General features: G+C 71.9%; 15 protein-coding genes and 1 pseudogene. 9 read left to right on the forward strand and 7 right to left on the reverse strand.

Annotated elements, in window-relative coordinates; translation table 11 throughout:
• The first annotated feature begins 21 nt into the window (after positions 1-21).
• Both mshA and ACGFIE_RS27805 read left to right on the forward strand, forming a co-directional pair.
• A complete protein-coding gene (mshA, locus tag ACGFIE_RS27800) occupies positions 22-1,386 on the forward strand; it encodes a D-inositol-3-phosphate glycosyltransferase (RefSeq protein WP_393300006.1) in 1,365 nt (454 codons plus the stop codon).
• A gap of 55 nt (positions 1,387-1,441) precedes the next feature.
• Positions 1,442-1,963, forward strand: coding sequence for a YbjN domain-containing protein (locus tag ACGFIE_RS27805; protein WP_393300008.1), 522 nt, complete (start codon positions 1,442-1,444; stop codon positions 1,961-1,963).
• Positions 1,964-2,187: 224 nt separating this feature from the next.
• Here the strand turns inward: ACGFIE_RS27805 and ACGFIE_RS27810 are convergent, their stop codons facing one another.
• Positions 2,188-3,000, reverse strand: a complete 813-nt coding sequence (locus ACGFIE_RS27810) for a hypothetical protein (protein WP_393300175.1) — start codon at positions 2,998-3,000, stop codon at positions 2,188-2,190.
• Between ACGFIE_RS27810 and ACGFIE_RS27815 the strand changes: the two are divergent.
• Positions 2,903-3,271: pseudogene (locus ACGFIE_RS27815) on the forward strand (hypothetical protein); the annotation flags it as partial. The gene ACGFIE_RS27810 and the pseudogene ACGFIE_RS27815 sit on opposite strands and share 98 nt — an antisense overlap.
• A gap of 374 nt (positions 3,272-3,645) precedes the next feature.
• Here the strand turns inward: ACGFIE_RS27815 and ACGFIE_RS27820 are convergent.
• Together ACGFIE_RS27820 and ACGFIE_RS27825 are read right to left on the reverse strand one after the other, a co-directional pair.
• Positions 3,646-4,926: an MFS transporter gene (locus ACGFIE_RS27820; protein WP_393300011.1), complete on the reverse strand. Its 1,281-nt coding sequence runs from the start codon at positions 4,924-4,926 to the stop codon at positions 3,646-3,648.
• Positions 4,927-5,043: 117 nt separating this feature from the next.
• Positions 5,044-6,381, reverse strand: a complete 1,338-nt coding sequence (locus ACGFIE_RS27825; RefSeq protein WP_393300014.1) for an MDR family MFS transporter — start codon at positions 6,379-6,381, stop codon at positions 5,044-5,046.
• 153 nt (positions 6,382-6,534) lie between these two features.
• On the opposite strand from ACGFIE_RS27825, the gene ACGFIE_RS27830 reads away from it, so the two are divergent.
• Positions 6,535-7,302 carry a phosphoglyceromutase gene (locus ACGFIE_RS27830; protein WP_007465667.1) on the forward strand — a complete coding sequence of 256 codons (768 nt, stop codon included), beginning with the start codon at positions 6,535-6,537 and terminating at the stop codon, positions 7,300-7,302.
• Positions 7,303-7,354: 52 nt separating this feature from the next.
• Here ACGFIE_RS27830 and phoU read toward each other — a convergent pair whose 3' ends face one another.
• Entirely contained in the window at positions 7,355-8,008 is a 654-nt protein-coding gene (gene phoU, locus ACGFIE_RS27835; protein ID WP_363684512.1) for a phosphate signaling complex protein PhoU, read from the reverse strand.
• A 203-nt stretch (positions 8,009-8,211) separates the two neighbouring features.
• Here phoU and ACGFIE_RS27840 point away from each other — a divergent pair, with 203 nt between their 5' ends.
• Together ACGFIE_RS27840 and ACGFIE_RS27845 are read left to right on the forward strand one after the other, a co-directional pair.
• Positions 8,212-9,492: a sensor histidine kinase gene (locus tag ACGFIE_RS27840; protein WP_393300018.1), complete on the forward strand. Its 1,281-nt coding sequence runs from the start codon at positions 8,212-8,214 to the stop codon at positions 9,490-9,492.
• Positions 9,493-9,515: 23 nt separating this feature from the next.
• Complete coding sequence (locus tag ACGFIE_RS27845; protein WP_039906992.1) at positions 9,516-10,199, forward strand: response regulator transcription factor; 684 nt, start codon at positions 9,516-9,518, stop codon at positions 10,197-10,199.
• Positions 10,200-10,262: 63 nt separating this feature from the next.
• Here the strand turns inward: ACGFIE_RS27845 and ACGFIE_RS27850 are convergent, their stop codons facing one another.
• Positions 10,263-10,916 carry an NADPH-dependent F420 reductase gene (locus tag ACGFIE_RS27850; protein WP_393300021.1) on the reverse strand — a complete coding sequence of 218 codons (654 nt, stop codon included), beginning with the start codon at positions 10,914-10,916 and terminating at the stop codon, positions 10,263-10,265.
• Positions 10,917-11,599: 683 nt separating this feature from the next.
• On the opposite strand from ACGFIE_RS27850, the gene ACGFIE_RS27855 reads away from it, so the two are divergent.
• Positions 11,600-12,178, forward strand: a complete 579-nt coding sequence (locus ACGFIE_RS27855; protein WP_363684506.1) for a TetR/AcrR family transcriptional regulator — start codon at positions 11,600-11,602, stop codon at positions 12,176-12,178.
• Positions 12,179-12,188: 10 nt separating this feature from the next.
• Here ACGFIE_RS27855 and ACGFIE_RS27860 read toward each other — a convergent pair whose 3' ends face one another.
• Positions 12,189-12,986, reverse strand: a complete 798-nt coding sequence (locus ACGFIE_RS27860) for a hypothetical protein (RefSeq protein WP_363684773.1) — start codon at positions 12,984-12,986, stop codon at positions 12,189-12,191.
• Positions 12,987-13,066: 80 nt separating this feature from the next.
• Between ACGFIE_RS27860 and ACGFIE_RS27865 the strand changes: the two genes are divergently transcribed.
• Positions 13,067-14,011: a Ppx/GppA phosphatase family protein gene (locus ACGFIE_RS27865; RefSeq protein WP_393300024.1), complete on the forward strand. Its 945-nt coding sequence runs from the start codon at positions 13,067-13,069 to the stop codon at positions 14,009-14,011.
• Positions 14,012-14,087: 76 nt separating this feature from the next.
• Positions 14,088-14,894, forward strand: coding sequence for a sugar phosphate isomerase/epimerase family protein (locus ACGFIE_RS27870; RefSeq protein ID WP_393300027.1), 807 nt, complete (start codon positions 14,088-14,090; stop codon positions 14,892-14,894).
• Positions 14,895-14,911: 17 nt separating this feature from the next.
• On the opposite strand, the gene ACGFIE_RS27875 is transcribed toward ACGFIE_RS27870, so the two are convergent.
• Positions 14,912-15,499, reverse strand: a complete 588-nt coding sequence (locus ACGFIE_RS27875) for a CGNR zinc finger domain-containing protein (RefSeq protein ID WP_363684500.1) — start codon at positions 15,497-15,499, stop codon at positions 14,912-14,914.
• Between the last annotated feature and the right edge of the window lies 1 nt (position 15,500).

Below are 15,500 nucleotides of genomic sequence, written 5' to 3' on the forward strand. Positions count from 1 at the left end.
ACCGTGACTGAAGGAGCGGACGTGGCGGAACTGCACACCGGCGTTGGCCGTCAGCGAGGTGCCCGACCGTGGCCCCGGCCCCGCCGGATCGCCACCCTCTCGGTGCACACCTCACCACTGCACCAGCCCGGCACCGGCGACGCCGGTGGGATGAACGTCTACATCCTGGAGGTCGCCCGGCGGCTCGCCGAGGCCGACGTCGAGGTGGAGATCTTCACCCGGGCCACCTCGGGTGACCTCCCCCCGGTGGTCGAGATGGCCCCCGGCGTGCAGGTCCGGCACATCACCTCCGGCCCCCTCGAAGGGCTGACCAAGGAGGAGCTGCCCGGCCAGCTCTGCGCCTTCACGGCCGGGGTGCTGCGCGCCGAGGCGTCCCGCCCACCCGGGCACTACGACCTCATCCACTCCCACTACTGGCTGTCCGGGCAGGTCGGCTGGCTGGCCAAGGAGCGCTGGGGCGTGCCGCTGGTGCACACCGCGCACACCCTGGCCAAGGTCAAGAACGCCCAACTCGCCGCCGACGACAGGCCGGAACCGAAGGCCCGCGTGATCGGCGAGGAGCAGGTAGTCGCCGAGGCCGACCGGCTGGTCGCCAACACCCGGGTGGAGGCCCGCGACCTCGTGGAGCGGTACGACGCCGACCCCGACCAGGTCTCCGTCGTGCAGCCGGGCGTCGACTTGGCCCGGTTCCGACCCCCGCCGGGCGACCGGTTCGTGGCCGCCCGTGCCGCCCGCCGCCGGCTGGGACTGCCGGTCGACGGGTACGTGGTGGCCTTCGTCGGTCGGATCCAACCACTCAAGGCGCCGGACGTGCTCGTCCGCGCGATCGCCGCTCTGCGCGAGCGTGATCCGGCCCTCGCCGACGAGGTGACGGTCGTGATCTGCGGCGGGCCCAGCGGCAGTGGCCTGGACCGGCCGACCGCCCTGATCGAGCTGGCCGCGACGCTCGGGGTCGCCGACCGGGTCCGTTTCCTGCCGCCGCGTACCGGCGACGACCTGCCGGCCCTGTACCGGGCCGCCGACCTGGTCGCGGTGCCGTCGCACAACGAATCCTTCGGGCTCGTCGCCCTGGAGGCCCAGGCCTGCGGTACGCCGGTGCTGGCCGCCGCCGTCGGCGGCCTGGTCACCGCCGTCCGGGACCAGACCAGTGGGGTGCTGATCGACGGGCACGATCCGGTGGACTGGGCCCGGGCCCTGGGCCGCCTGTTGCCGGACCGTGCGCTGCGGGCGAGGCTGTCCCGGGGCGCCGCGCAGCACGCCCGACACTTCTCCTGGGAGCGCACAGTCTCGGGCCTGCTCGACGTCTACGGCGAGGCGATCGCCGCGCGCCGGGCCCGCCTCGCCGCCGACCTTGCCGGAGACCCCGCCCTCTCCTGCTCCTGGTGACCGCCCGCCGGTCGTCAACGGGTGCGTGGGCCGGGGCGGTCGTAGAGTGGGTCCGGTGAGCCCGAAGAGCGATCTTGCGACCCTGATCGAGTCGGTCTGTGCCGAACGTGACCTGGCCTGGGAGTCGACCGGGCCCGGCTCGTACGCGATCACCCTGCCGGGCACCCACAAGCTCAAGACGATCTGCAACCTGATCGTCGGTGAGCACGCGCTGCGGATCGAGGCGTTCGTCATGCGCCAGCCCGACGAGCGGCGGGAGGAGCTGTGGGCCTGGCTGCTCCAGCGCAACGCCCGCATGTACGGGGTCTCCTTCTCCACCGACGCCGTCGGCGACGTGTACCTGACCGGGCGGGTCAACCCGGCCGGCGTGGACGCCGACGAGCTGGACCGACTGCTCGGCTCGGTGCTCACCTACTCCGACGAGTCCTTCGACACGATGCTGGAGATCGGCTTCGGCAGCTCGATCCGGCGCGAGTACGAGTGGCGGGTCAAGCGCGGCGAGTCCACCGCGAACCTGGCCGCCTTCGCCCACCTCTTCGAGCCGTCCGGAGCGGACCCCGCCCCCGACCCCGCCTGACGCCCGCCAACCCTCCCGCCTCCGGCCGGCTTGAGGCGTGGTTCGAGCTGGTTGGTTGCTGGAGGTTCGGACTGCTCCTGACGGGTATGCCGCACCGCGCGGTGCGGCAGAGGGACCCCCGCGCGCCGAGGACGGAGTGTCGAGGAGCGTGAGCGTCCCATGGCTCAGCGGAACAGCTCAGGTCGCGGCGGGACTGCGACCAGGACCAAACGACAGGCCGGCAATCAGAGTCCGGCTACTCCAGGGGTTTCCGAGTCGGAGATCTCCCGGATGCGGGTGGAGGACATCCGCGGGCAGTTGCGCAAGCGCGGGGTCTCCGGGATCTCCGCGCTGCGCAAGCCCGACCTGGTGAAGCAGCTGGTGCGTTCGATGCGTTCGGACGCGGGTGGCGCGGGTCGGCGCAGCACCGGACCGGCTGGTCGGGCGACCGGCACCAGGGCGTCGGCCGGTCGGGCCGCCGCGACGAAGAAGTCGGCGTCGAGGGCGGCACCGGGTCGCGCGAAGGCCGCGCCCGCGAACAAGAGCGCTCCCGCGAAGCGGGCCGCAGCGAAGAAGACGACCGCAGCGAAGCGGACCACGGCCGCGAAGCGGACGACCGCAGCGACCAAGTCGACCGCCGCGAAGCGGACGACCGCCACGAACAAGGCGACCGGGGCCCGGAAGGCGGCCGCGACGAAGAAGACGACAGCGGCGGCCAAGTCGACCACCGCACGCAGGACGTCGGCGACCGCGCGCACCGCGCCCGCGCGTAAGGCGCCCGCGAAGAAGGCGCCGTCCCGACCGGCCGCCAAGCGGTCGGCGCCGGCCAAGCGGGCCACGGCCAAGGCGGCGCCGGCGAAGCGGTCGGCGCCCGCCAAGCGGGCCACGGCCAAGCGGTCGGCGCCGGCCAAGAGGGCCACGGCGAGCCAGCCGGCGGCCGGTGGGATGGCGGCCGGTGGGATCCGGACCGGACGGGGCACCGGACGGTCGGTCCGCAGCTCGCAGGTGATCTCCTCGATCGCGGACCGGCCGGAGCGGCCGGGACGAAGCCTGATCACCGCGAATCACGAGGTGATCCAGCGTTGGGCGGCGGAGCGCGGCGCGAAGCCCGCGACCATCGCGGGCACCGAGCGGGACGGCCGGGCAGGAGTGCTGACCTTCAACATCCCCGGTTACCGGGAAAGCAGCCGGATTCGTGAGATCACCTGGGATGAGTGGTTCTACACGTTTGATCTGCGCCGCCTCAACCTGATCTTCCAGGAGCAGATGCGCGACGGCCGGCAGAGCAACTTCTTCCGGACGGAGTCACCCGATCGTGAGGACGGCTGAGGTGTTTGCGGGAATGCCCGACGGGTACCCGGCTGTTGCCACAGACCGAGGCCCGAGCTGGGGATACTCGCCAGTTGTGACCGGCGAGACAGCCCATCTGGGTTGAATCCAGAATCCGGCCGAACTAGCTTTATTGCACCGCGCCACGCTTGGAAACGTTCGGGGGAGCGGCGGATCGATCAGATCCGCGCACCAGGCGAGGCGCGATGGGACGGGTGGACCAACCGTTGGGGGACGGTGCCCACCTGTTTGGACCGGCGGCGTGAGCGGGCGATGCTTACGGGGGTGAGTGTTGCCCGCCGCCGCCGGCCCCACCGGCGAGCGCCCACCATGACCTTCGGGACACGGTGGGCGCTTTGCCGTCGTACCGTCGATCAGCCCGTCTGGACGCGGTCCACGCGCGGTGCCGGCTCCCGGCCGGCGGCCCGGCGCAGCGCGGCTACGTGCCGGTCGCGAGACGGCCCGGCCAGCAGGTGCCCGAGCGCGGCCAGCAGGCCCAGCCCGCCCACGATCAGCCAGTGCCGGTCGCCGAGGTGCTGCAGGCTCACCCCGCCCAGCGTGGGTGCGACGAACGCCGCAGCCGGGAACGTCAGGTAGAAGACCGACTGGTACCGCGCGCGCAGGTGCGGCGGTGCCAGATCCGCGTTGATCTGCGCGTTGGGCGGCGCGGCCAGCATCGAGCCGACCGTCCAGACCACCGCCGCACCGAGGTAGACGCCCAGTTCGTCCGCGACGGCGAGCACGCCGAACCCGATCGCCAGCAGCGCCGTGGAGACTGCCAGCACGACGTCCTTGCGGTGCCTGTCGATCAGCCGGGGCACGAACAGTTGCCCCAGCACGATCAGCGCGCCCCCGAGTGCCACCACCACCCCGTACGCGGACGGTCCCAGGCCGTCGGCGCGCATCGCCAGCGGCATGATGGTCGAGGTCTGCAGGGTGAGTACGGCCAGCACGAAGGTGAGACCGACGAAGACCAGGAAGGTCCGATCGGTGAGCGCGGTGTGCAGCCCCTGTCGGCGAGAGCGGCCGACCTGCGGGGAGTCGGCCGGCGCGGGAGTGGCGGCCCGTCGCAGGGTCTCCGGCACCTTCCAGCCGATGACGGCGGCGGCGGTCAGCGTGGCGGCGGCGTCGACCAGGAACAGCGCGGTGAAGCTCGCCTCGGCCAGCACCCCGGCGAGCAGCGACGCGACAGCCATGCCCAGGTTGAACGCCCAGAACTGGAGGTTGAACGCGCGTGACCGGCGCTCGGCGGGCACCACGTCGACGATCGCCGCCACGAAGGCGGGGCTGGGCATCGAGTGCACCACGCCGACAAGCGCGGACAGCGCCGCGATCAGCAGCAGGGGCCGGCTGAAGGCCAGCGCCACCATCAGGGCGACGGTGGCCAGGTGGGCGGCGAGCAGGGTGGCCCGCCGGCCCCACCGGTCGGCCAGCACCCCGCCGAGCAGCACGCCGGCCGCCCCACCGGCCCCGTACGCCCCGACCACCGTGCCGGCCACCGACTCGCTGGCTCCCCGGGCGTCGGTGAGGTAGAGCGACAGGAAGAGCATGGCGAACGCGCCGGCGCGGTTGATCAGCAGCCCCGCCCAGAGGTACCAGAACGTGGCGGGTAGCCCGCCCGCGGTGTCGTGCCACCCGCGCCGCAGGGCGTGCATCAGTCCTCCCGACAGTTCAGTTTCTTAACCGTTTCTCCAGGACGGTAGGAAGTCGGGCCGATTCGCGCCAGTCGTGTCCCCGATCATGAGCCGTACGTCTCAGGGGTCACGCCCCGCTCAGGCTGCCGCCTCGGCGGGCTGCGCCGCCTCGGCGGGCTGCGCCGCCTCGGCGGGCTGCGCCGCCTCGGCGGGCTGCGCCGCCGCGGGGCGGGTACCGGCCGGCGCGGACGCGTCGGCGTCGTGACGTAGCGCGACGGCCCGCCGTTCCCGGGCGGGACCGGACGCGAGGTGGGCCACCGCCGTCAGTACACCGATCACGGCGCAGCCGAACCAGAGCGCGGCGTTGCCGACGTGTTCCCGCACCAGGCCGCCGAGGATCGGCGCGCTCGCCCCGGCGATCTGCCAGGAGAGCCCGAACACGCCCTGGTAGCGACCGCGTAGCTCGGCCGGGGAGAGCTCGGCGATCAACGTGGAGTTGGACGGCGAGTTCAGCATCTCGCCGAGCGTCCAGATCAGCACCGTCAGCCCGTAGAACCAGGCGCTGCCGGCGAACGCGGTAAGCCCGAACCCGACCCCCATCACCACGGCGGCGAGCGCGAGCACGTGCGAGCGGTTCCGGCCCCGGATCAGCCGGGGCACGAAGAGTTGGCCGACGACGATGAGGAGGCCGTTGAGCGCGATCACCGAGCCGTAGGTGGCCGGGCTCAGGCCCGAGTCGCCCATGGCGATCGGCAGCATCGAGATGTGCTGGAGGAAGACCATCGCGGCGAACAGGTTCAGCGCCACGAAACCGAGGAAGACCCGGTCGGTGAGGATCGTGCGCAGCGCGCCGCGCGGGGCGGTGGTCGCCGCGACCGCGTACCCGCCGCGGCGGGTCTCCGGCACCCGGACGAAGATGATCAAAGCGGTGATCAGCATCGTTCCCGCATCGACCACGAACAGCAGCAGGTAGTCGGCCTGCGCGGCCAGACCGGCGAGGACGGCGGCGCAGGCGAAGCCCAGGTTGATCGCCCAGTAGTTGAGCGAGAAGGCACGCAGCCGGTCCCTGGCCGGCACCACGTCGATCATCATGGCGCCGAACGCCGGCCGGGCCGCCTCGGCGAACATGCCCAGCAGCAGCGCACCCAGCGCCACTGCCCAGAGGTCACGGGCCAGCCCGAGGGCGAGCATCATGGTCGCCGCGCCGAGATGCGCGGTGAGCAGCGTCGGCCGTCGGCCCCACCGGTCGGCCAGGGTGCCGCCGGCGGTGGTGCCGACCGCCCCGCCGACACCCCACAGGCCGATCACCAGACCGGCCTGCGAGGCCGAGAAGCCCCGTTCCTGGGTCAGGTAGATGGCGAGGAAGACCAGGACGAACGAGCCGAGCCGGTTGATCAGCGTGCCCGACCACAGGTACCAGAAGGTGGCCGGCAGGCCGCCTGTGGTGTCCCGGAACCAGCTCCGCATTGTCCGCACGTGGTGCCCCCGCTTGCAAGTAATGACCGATGTGACTAGAGCGCCTTACAACCCTAGTGGCGGCCGGATTCGCAGGTCACTGGCTTTTTCACGTGGTGGTCGTCACGACGGGTGCCCGCGTGTCCGGTACGGGGTTGAGGCAGGATGATCCGCATGACTGCGAGCGAGGGGCCCACCGTCGGGACGCTGGTCCTGCTGCGGCACGGCGAGAGTGACTGGAACGCGAAGAATCTCTTCACCGGCTGGGTGGACGTCGACCTGACCGAGAAGGGCGAGGGCGAGGCACGGCGCGGCGGCGAGCTGCTGCGTGAGCACAGCCTGCTGCCGGACGTCGTCCACACGAGCGTGATGCGCCGGGCGATCCGCACCGCCGAGCTGGCGCTGAACGCCGCCGACCGGCACTGGATCGCGGTGCGCCGGTCGTGGCGGCTCAACGAGCGCCACTACGGCGCCCTGCAGGGCAAGAACAAGAAGCAGACCCTCGACGAGTACGGCGAGGAGCAGTTCATGCTCTGGCGTCGGTCGTACGACACCCCGCCGCCGCCGATCGCGGACGACGACGAGTGGTCGCAGGTCGGCGACCCGCGGTACGCGCTGCTGCCGACCGAGCTGATGCCGCGCACCGAGTGCCTCAAGGACGTCGTCGAGCGGATGTTGCCCTACTGGTACGACTCGATCGTGCCGGACATCCTGGCCGGCCGGACGGTGCTGGTGGCCGCGCACGGCAACTCGCTGCGCGCCCTCGTGAAGCACCTCGACCAGATCTCCGACGAGGCGATCGCCAAGCTCAACATCCCGACCGGCATCCCGCTGCGCTACGACCTCGACCCGCAGCTGCGCCCGCTCACCCTGGGCGGCACCTACCTCGACCCGACGGCGGCGAAGGAAGCCGCCGCCGCGGTCGCCAACCAGGGCCGCTGAGAGTAGAGAAAGGGGGCCCCTGCGACGCAGGGGCCCCCTTTTCTGCCGTGTGTCAGTTGCCGGTGGGCGTGCTCTCCCCGGTGATCAGGTAGATCACGTGCTCGCCGGCGTTTACCGCGTGGTCGGCGAAGCGCTCGTAGAAGCGGCCCAGCAGGGTGGCGTCGATAGCGGTCTCCACCCCGTACGGCCAGTCGTCGCCGAGCAGCACCGAGAACAGGCTCTTGTGCAGCTCGTCCATGGCGTCGTCGTCCCGGTCCAGCTCACCGGCCAGGTCGGCGTCGGGCTTGGCCAGCACCGAACCGATCTTCACGGCCATCCGGTCGGCGATGTCCGACATCTCGGTGAAGATCGTGCGCAGCTCGGCCGGTACGGCGGGCGAGGGGTGGCGGCGCAACGCCGTTTTGGCCACGTGGTCGGCCAGGTCGCCCATCCGCTCCAGGTCGGCCGCCACGTGCAGCGCGGTGATCATGGCACGCAGGTCGGAGGCGACAGGCGCCTGCCGGGCGAGCAGGTCACACACCCGCTCCTCGACATGTCGGTAGAGGTCGTCGATCTCGGCATCCCGCTCGATGACCGTCTCGGCGGCCTGCCTGTCGGCGGTGAGCAGGGCCCGGGTGGCCTGGCGCATGGCAGCGCGGACGCCCTCCGCCATGTCCACCAGCAGTTGGCTGACGATCTGGAGGTCGGCCCGGAACTCGTCGCGCATCATCACGTCCTGTGGTCGGTCGCCGCCGACGGGTGCCGGCGCAGGGGTTGAGCAGGTGCGACGCCAACGGTAGGGCGCGGGAACGGATCCCGGATGAACCACGGTGAACGACGTCAGACGTGGGGGTGAACACTTCCGAAAGTGCGGGTGGTTCGTCCCGTTCTGTGTGGTAGCCAGGTTAACAATGACCCTACGATCGCCGGGTGGAGTGGGCGGTGGCGGTCGTGGTGGCCGTGGCGTTGGCGACCGGACTGGTCGTCGGCCTCCTGCTGCCCCGGTTCCTGCCGGTAAGCGGCCGCTCCACGTCGACGGGCAGCGCGAGCTCCCGCTGGAGCAGGGGGAGGCCCGCGATAGCTGACGAGCAGCAGGCCGGGCTCGGCCGCCGGACGATCGATTCGCTCCGGGCCGGTGTCGTCGTACTGGACGACGACGACGTGCCCGTACTGATCAACCCGGCCGCCCGCGCGATGGGTCTCCTGCGTACCGGCAGCACCCCGGGCTCGATCGCCGCGCACCCGTTGATCCGTACCCTCGCGGGCCAGGTGCGGCGCACCGGCGTGCGGCGCGAGATCGAGCTGGACCTGCCGCGGGGTCGCGACAGCGCGGGGGAGAACCCGCTCGGCGTGCACCTGCGGGCCATGGGCCTCGGGAACGGCTTCATCGCCGTGGAAGCGGTCGACGTGACCGAGTCGCACCGGCTCACCCGGGTTCGACGTGACTTCGTGGCGAACGTGAGCCACGAGCTCAAGACACCGATCGGCGCGCTCCAACTGCTCGCCGAGGCGCTGCTGGACGCCACCGAGCCGGCCGACGCCGCGGTGCCTGACCTCTCCGAGGATCTGGTCGCCGCCCGCCGGTTCGCCGAACGGATCCAGCACGAGTCGACCCGGCTGGGCCGGCTGGTGCAGGAGTTGCTGGAGCTGACCCGGCTCCAGGGCGCCGAGCCCCAGCCGCCGCCGGAGCCCGTCGCGCTCGACTGGGTGATCGCCGAGGTGGTCGACCGCACCCGCACCACGGCTGCCGCCCGGGGGGTCGAGGTGACCGTCGACGGCCAGCGCGGTCTCACCGCGTACGGCAGCGACAGTCAGCTCGCCACGGCGGTGGCGAACCTGGTGGAGAACGCCATCAACTACTCGGGCGAGGACACCGCGGTGCGGGTCACCCTCCGTGGGGACGGTGAACATGTCGAGGTCGCGGTCGCCGACCAGGGCATCGGCATCGCCCCGACGGACGTGGACCGGATCTTCGAGCGGTTCTACCGGGCCGACCAGGCCCGCTCGCGCGCCACCGGTGGCACCGGGCTCGGCCTGGCCATCGTCAAACACATCGCGAGCAACCATGGCGGTCGGGTGGAGGTGTCGAGCACTCTTGGGGGTGGATCGACGTTCACCCTACGGTTGCCCGCCAGCCCCCCCGACGACCTGCTGGCGACACTGCCGCCGGTTGGGATCGAGACCGGTCCGGCCGAGCTTCGGCAGGTCTGACAGCAATGGAAAGGAAATCCCCCTTGAGCCGCGTTCTGGTGGTCGAGGACGAGGAGTCGTTCTCCGACGCCCTGTCGTACATGCTCCGTAAGGAGGGCTTCGAGGTCTCGGTCGCCGCGACCGGCACCGATGCCCTCACCGAGTTCGACCGAACCGGCGCCGACATCGTGCTGCTCGACCTGATGTTGCCCGAGATGTCGGGGACCGAGGTGTGCCGGCAGCTCCGGCAGCGCTCGGCCGTACCGATCATCATGGTCACCGCGCGGGACAGTGAGATCGACAAGGTGGTCGGCCTGGAGATCGGCGCCGACGACTACGTCACCAAGCCGTACTCTCCCCGGGAGCTGGTTGCGCGGATCCGCGCGGTGCTGCGCCGGCAGAGCCCGGAGGTGGCCGAGGCGGGCGCCCCGACGTTGGCAGCCGGCCCGGTCCGGATGGACATCGAGCGGCACGTGGTGACCGTCGAGGGTGGGGCGGTGCAACTGCCGCTCAAGGAGTTCGAGCTGCTGGAGCTGCTGCTGCGCAACGCGGGCCGGGTGCTGACCCGAGGCCAGCTCATCGACCGGGTCTGGGGCGCCGACTACGTCGGCGACACCAAGACGCTTGACGTGCACGTCAAGCGGTTGCGCTCCAAGATCGAGCCGGAGCCGTCGGCGCCGCGCTTCATCGTCACCGTCCGCGGTCTGGGGTACAAGTTCGAGCCGTGATCGGCCCAACCCGAAGGGGGTCCACGCTCGGCGTGGGGCCCCCTTCGGGCTGTCGGGGTCCGCTCAGCGGACGACCTTGAGATTGAAGTCGGCGGTGCCGAGGCGGCCGTAGAGCCGCAGCCAGAGTGGCATCAGCATCTCGGTGCCCCGGGCGGTGGAGAGGTCACCGAGGTCGATCACGTCGGTGTGGCCGAAGCTGACGAGCAGCTCGGTGACGATCCGCTTCGCCTCCGCGTCGTCGCCGGAGACGAACACGCTGTGCGCGCCGTCGGCGAGCTGGCGCGGGCGCACCATCAGCTCGGCGGTCAGCGTGTTGAGTGACTTGACCACCTTGGCCTGCGGGAACTCCCGCTGGATCTGCTCGGCGAGGGAGTCGGTGTCCGGCACGGTCAGGGTGGGCGGGAAGCCTGCGCTGAAGTCGAGCGGGTTGGCGATGTCGAGCAGAACCTTGCCGGCGAGGTTCGCCGCGCCGGCCGCGGTGAGCGCCGGCAGGGAGCCGCTGCCACTGGTGGCGTTGACCACCAGCTCGGCGTCTGCGGCCGCGTCTGCCTGGGTTGCCAGGCCCACCTCGGGGTGCTCCGCGGCCCAGGCGGCGTAATCGCCGGCCAGGGTGGTCGCGACATCCCGCGTGCCGATGGTGACCTGATGGCCCAGCTCCGCAGCGCGGGCGCTGATGGTCCGGCCGACCGAGCCGGTGCCGAGAACTGCGATGCGCATGTCGATCGATCCTCCACTCGGGCGCGGAGTGGCGTCGCGCCGGTTGCGAGCAGGCTAACAGACAGGTCTGTCTACTGTCTGCCCCCATGACGATCCGTGGCCCGGCGTGCCCGGAGTGGTCCGCTGCGCTCAGCGCTCAGCGCTCAGCGCTCGATGCCCGTTCCCGGTGGCGTGCCCGGCTGTGCGCCGGCGGCGTGCCCCCGTTGCGGCCCGGCGTGCCGGCATGATCTGCGTAGTCGGGCGCCGCGTCGAGCACGCCAATCCAGGCGTCCGGGGTGGGTCGGATCAGCAGTGGAGCCGTCTTTCGCTGCCTGTAGAGCTGCCCCAGATGTGGGGCTGACGCATGTCGCGCCCGCTCCAGAGACTGGGTGGGCGGGAGGCTGTCTACGAGAGCCAGAGGTGCCGCCCCACATCTGGGGCAGCTCTACAGGGTGCGAAGAGGTGTCAGGCCCCTGGCGGCGGCGAGGTCTTCCACCCTGGCGGTCCTGGCCACCCCGGCGGTCCTGGCCGGCCCAGCGGTCCGGCAGTCCTGGCTGGTCGGCGATCTAGTAGCCCAACGGGCCAACGTGTCGGGAGACCGGCGGCGCCATGGCCCGGGTTTGCGTGAACGGCGCATCTGGCGGAGATGGTAGACGGAGCTGTCTGTAGAATCGGCCCGCCACCAGCACGTCGAGGGAGTACCGATGCCTGCCCAGCGCACACCGGCCGGCTCGGCCCGGGACCGGATCCTGGAGACCGCGTTCCGGCTCTTCTACGCCCACGGGCCGCGCGGCGTCGGGGTGGACACGGTCATCGCCGAGTCGGGCGTGGCCAAGGCGACGCTCTACAAGCACTTCCCGCGCAAGGACGACCTGGTGCTGGCGTACCTCGACCGGGTCGACCAGGCGTGGTTCGGCGCGCTGCGCGCCGCGGCCCGGGATGCCGGCGACGAGCCGCGCGACCAGTTGGTCGGGATGTTCGACGCGCTGGCCGGCGCCTGCCGGCGGGACGGCTACCACGGCTGCGCGTTCATCAACACGGCCGCCGAGTCACCGGCCGGCGGCGCGGTGCACGCCCGTACGGTCGAGCACAAGACGGTGGTCCGGGCCTGGGTGACGGAGCTGGCCCGGCAGGCCGGCGCGGCCGACCCGGAACTGCTCGCCCGGCAGCTCACCCTGCTGCTCGACGGCGGGCTCGCCGGCGGTGTGCTGGACGGCGACCCGGTGATCGCCGAAGCGGCCCGGCGCAGCGCCCGCACCCTCGTCGACGCGGCGTTGCGCTGACGGGTATCAGCTAGAGATTGTCGGCGGGGTGCGGGGCGACCATGCCCTGCTTCACCCGGGCCGCGCACAGCTCGGCCAGCCGCTCGTAGGCCGCAGCGCCGATCAGGGCGGTCAGCTCCGGCCCGTAGGACAGGTACATCGGCTCGGTGCCCACGTGGGCGTCCGTCGAGGAGGTGCACCACCAGTCCAGATCGTGCCCGCCGGCGCCCCAGCCGCGCCTGTCGAACTCGGACAGCGTGGAGACCAGCACCTTGGAGTTGTCGGGGCGCTTCACCCAGTCCTGGTCCCGCCGGATCGGCAGCTGCCAGCAGACGTCCGGCTTGTATTCCAGTGGGTGCACACCGTCGCGCAGCGCCTGGGCGTGCAGCGCGCAACCTCCTCCGCCGGCGAAGTCGGCGTCGTTGAGGAAGACGCACGGCCCGTCGGCGCCCTGGGTGGCGGTGCGGCGCGCCGGGTTCTTGCCGTCGATCGTGTCCTCGTCGGTCCAGTTCTTGAAACCGCGCCGGAAGTGCTGCCACGTCGACGGGGTGAGCCGTTTGACGGCGGTGCGGACGCGCTTCTCGTCGTCCGAGTCGGTGAAGAACGCCCCGTGCGAGCAGCAGCCGTCGGCGGACCGGCCGGCGATGATGCCGTGGCAACCCCGACCGAAGATGCAGGTCCAGCGGGAGAGCAGCCAGGTCAGGTCGGCCCGGATCAGGTGGGTCTCGTCCGCCGGGTCGGCGAACTCGATCCACTCCCGGGGAAAGTCCAGCGCCACCTCGCGGCTGCGCGGGTCGCCCGGATCGTCCACCAGCACGCGGAGCTCCATCGTCACCCGGACCAGCGTACGCGCGGTGACGTCGGCAGGCCGGCGAGCCGCACGAACGTGTTGCACCTAGGGTCTTCACCATGCGACTGGGTGTCCTCGACGTCGGATCCAACACGGTGCACCTGCTGGTGGTCGACGCGCACCACGGCGCGCACCCCTGGCCGGCGCACTCGGAGAAGGTGGTCCTTCGTCTCGCCGAGCAGATCGGCCCGGACGGCGCGTTGACCGAGGCCGGCTCGGACGGCCTGGTCAAGGCGGTCGGCATGGCCAAGGCGGCGGCCACGGGGTTGGAGGCCGACGACCTGATCGCGTTCGCCACCTCGGCGGTACGCGACGCCACAAACGCGGCCGACGTGCTCGCCCGCGTCCGCGACGAGACCGGCGTACGCCTGGAGGTGCTCTCCGGCGCGGACGAGGCGCGCATGACGTTCCTGGCGGTGCGGCGCTGGTTCGGCTGGTCCGCGGGGCGTCTGCTGGTGCTCGACATCGGTGGCGGCTCCCTGGAGATCGCCGCGGGGATCGACGAGGACCCGGACGCCGCGATCTCGCTTCCGCTCGGCGCGGGTCGCCTGACCCGGGAGCGGCTGCGGGTCGACCCGGACAGCGCGACGCCGCCGTCCGCCGAGGCCGTCGAGAAGCTGCGGGAGTACGTGGACGGCCGGCTGGACAAGGTGGTCGACCAGATGACCGAGGTGGGCTGGGGTCGGGCGGTGGCCACCTCGAAGACGTTCCGCACCCTGGCGCGACTGGCCGGCGCGGCGCCCTCCGGGGCCGGGCTCTGGGCCCGGCGCAGCCTGACCCGTGCCGGTCTGCGGCAGGTCATCGGCTTCATCCGGCACATTCCGCCCACCCAGTTGATGGAGCTGGAGGGGGTCAGCGCGGGTCGCGCCCACCAGCTGCTGGCGGGCGCGGTGGTCGCCGAGGCGGTGATGCGCAGGCTCGACCTGGACTCGCTGGACATCTGCCCGTGGGCCCTGCGGGAGGGGGTCATCCTCCGCCGACTCGATCAACTCGAACCAATCTGACCGGGCTGCCGGGTTACGGTCGGTTTGCCGGCGCTCGTCCTGATGGCCCTACGACAGCCGGGCTACGCTGGCTGATGTGACTTCCCGCGTTCCGGTGCTCCTGTCCAGCTCGTCGGTCTTCCCCGAGCCGACCGCGGCGGCGTTCCAACTGGCCGCGGCGCTCGGCTACGACGGCGTCGAGGTGATGGTCTGGACCGACGTGGTCAGCCAGGACGCGGGCGCGCTGCGCGGCCTGTCGGCGCACTACGACGTGCCGGTGCTGTCGGTGCACGCGCCCTGCCTGCTGGTCACCCAGCGGGTGTGGAGCCCGGACCCGTGGCAGCGGCTGCGCCGGGCCGCCGAGCTGGCCGAGACGCTGGGAGCGCCGACGGTCGTGGTGCACCCGCCGTTCTCCTGGCAGCGCGACTACGCGCGTAACTTCGCCGAGGGGTTGGCCACGATCGCGGACCGCTTCAACGGCCTGCGCTTCGCTGTGGAGAACATGTACCCGGTGCGGATGGCGGGCCGGCAGTTCGTCCCGTACGTCCCCGGGTGGGACCCCACCGACGCGGGCTACCCGTCGTACACCCTGGATCTGTCGCACTGCGCGGCCTCGCACAGCGACCCCCTCGAGATGGCCGACCGGATGGGCGCGGGCCTGGCCCACGTGCACCTGGGCGACGGCACCGGCGAGGGCCGCGACGAGCACCTGGTGCCCGGTCGCGGCACCCAGCCCTGCGGGGAGCTGCTCTCCTCGCTGGCGGCGCGGGGCTTCACCGGCGCGGTGGCCGTCGAGGTGGCGACCCGGGGCGCGAAGAGCCGCGCGGTGCGCGAGGCAGACCTGCGCGCCGCGCTGGAGTTCGCCCGGCAGCACCTGCCCGCGCAGTCACCTGTCGACGTCTGACCCCGCAGGGCCCGGCGTCAGCTGACCGGGGTCAGCGACTCGGTGGTCGCCGTCGGCTGCGGGGCGACCGGCAGTTGCTCGCCGATGGCGGCCCGCTTGCGGGCCCGGTGCGCCGCCACGTGGGAGCGGGTGGCGCAACGCTCGGAGCAGAACCGCCGGCAGCAGTTGGACGACGTGTCCAGGTAGACGTTGCCGCACCGCTCGTCGGCGCAGACCCCGAAGCGTGCGCTGCCGTACTCGCAGAGCCACACCGACAGTCCCCAGACCGCGCCGGCCAGGTATTCGGCGCTTACCGACGCGCCCCGGCTGGTCACGTGCATGTGCCAGTCGCTGGAGTCGTGCCCGGAGATGCGCGGCTGGACCGGGAACGCCTCGAGCAGCGCGTTCAGCTCGGTCACCGCCTGGGCGTCGCGCCCCGAGGTGCCGTACTCGAAGACGTCGCGGAGCCGCTTCTGCGCCCGCCGGAAGATCGCGATGTCGCGATCGGCGACCTCGTCGCGCATCCAGGCGTTGTCGTCGGGAAAGAGGGCCCGCAGGTCGTCGAGGTCGTCCAGGCGGGCGTTGACCAGGTCAACGCCGGTCCGGGCGTACGCGTCGAAGTTCACG

This window comes from Micromonospora sp. NPDC049275 (assembly GCF_043197115.1).
In the GTDB taxonomy this organism is placed as follows: Bacteria; Actinomycetota; Actinomycetes; order Mycobacteriales; family Micromonosporaceae; genus Micromonospora.

Bases quoted from the DNA above. Each gene is read 5' to 3' on its own strand.
- ACGFIE_RS27860 (WP_363684773.1), bottom strand. From the start codon at position 12,986: ATGGAGCTCCGCGTGCTGGTGGACGATCCGGGCGACCCGCGCAGCCGC.
- ACGFIE_RS27865 (WP_393300024.1), top strand. From the start codon at position 13,067: ATGCGACTGGGTGTCCTCGACGTCGGATCCAACACGGTGCACCTGCTG.
- ACGFIE_RS27850 (WP_393300021.1), bottom strand. From the start codon at position 10,916: ATGCGCATCGCAGTTCTCGGCACCGGCTCGGTCGGCCGGACCATCAGC.
- phoU (WP_363684512.1), bottom strand. From the start codon at position 8,008: ATGCGCGACGAGTTCCGGGCCGACCTCCAGATCGTCAGCCAACTGCTG.
- ACGFIE_RS27820 (WP_393300011.1), bottom strand. From the start codon at position 4,926: ATGCACGCCCTGCGGCGCGGGTGGCACGACACCGCGGGCGGGCTACCC.
- ACGFIE_RS27855 (WP_363684506.1), top strand. From the start codon at position 11,600: ATGCCTGCCCAGCGCACACCGGCCGGCTCGGCCCGGGACCGGATCCTG.
- ACGFIE_RS27830 (WP_007465667.1), top strand. From the start codon at position 6,535: ATGACTGCGAGCGAGGGGCCCACCGTCGGGACGCTGGTCCTGCTGCGG.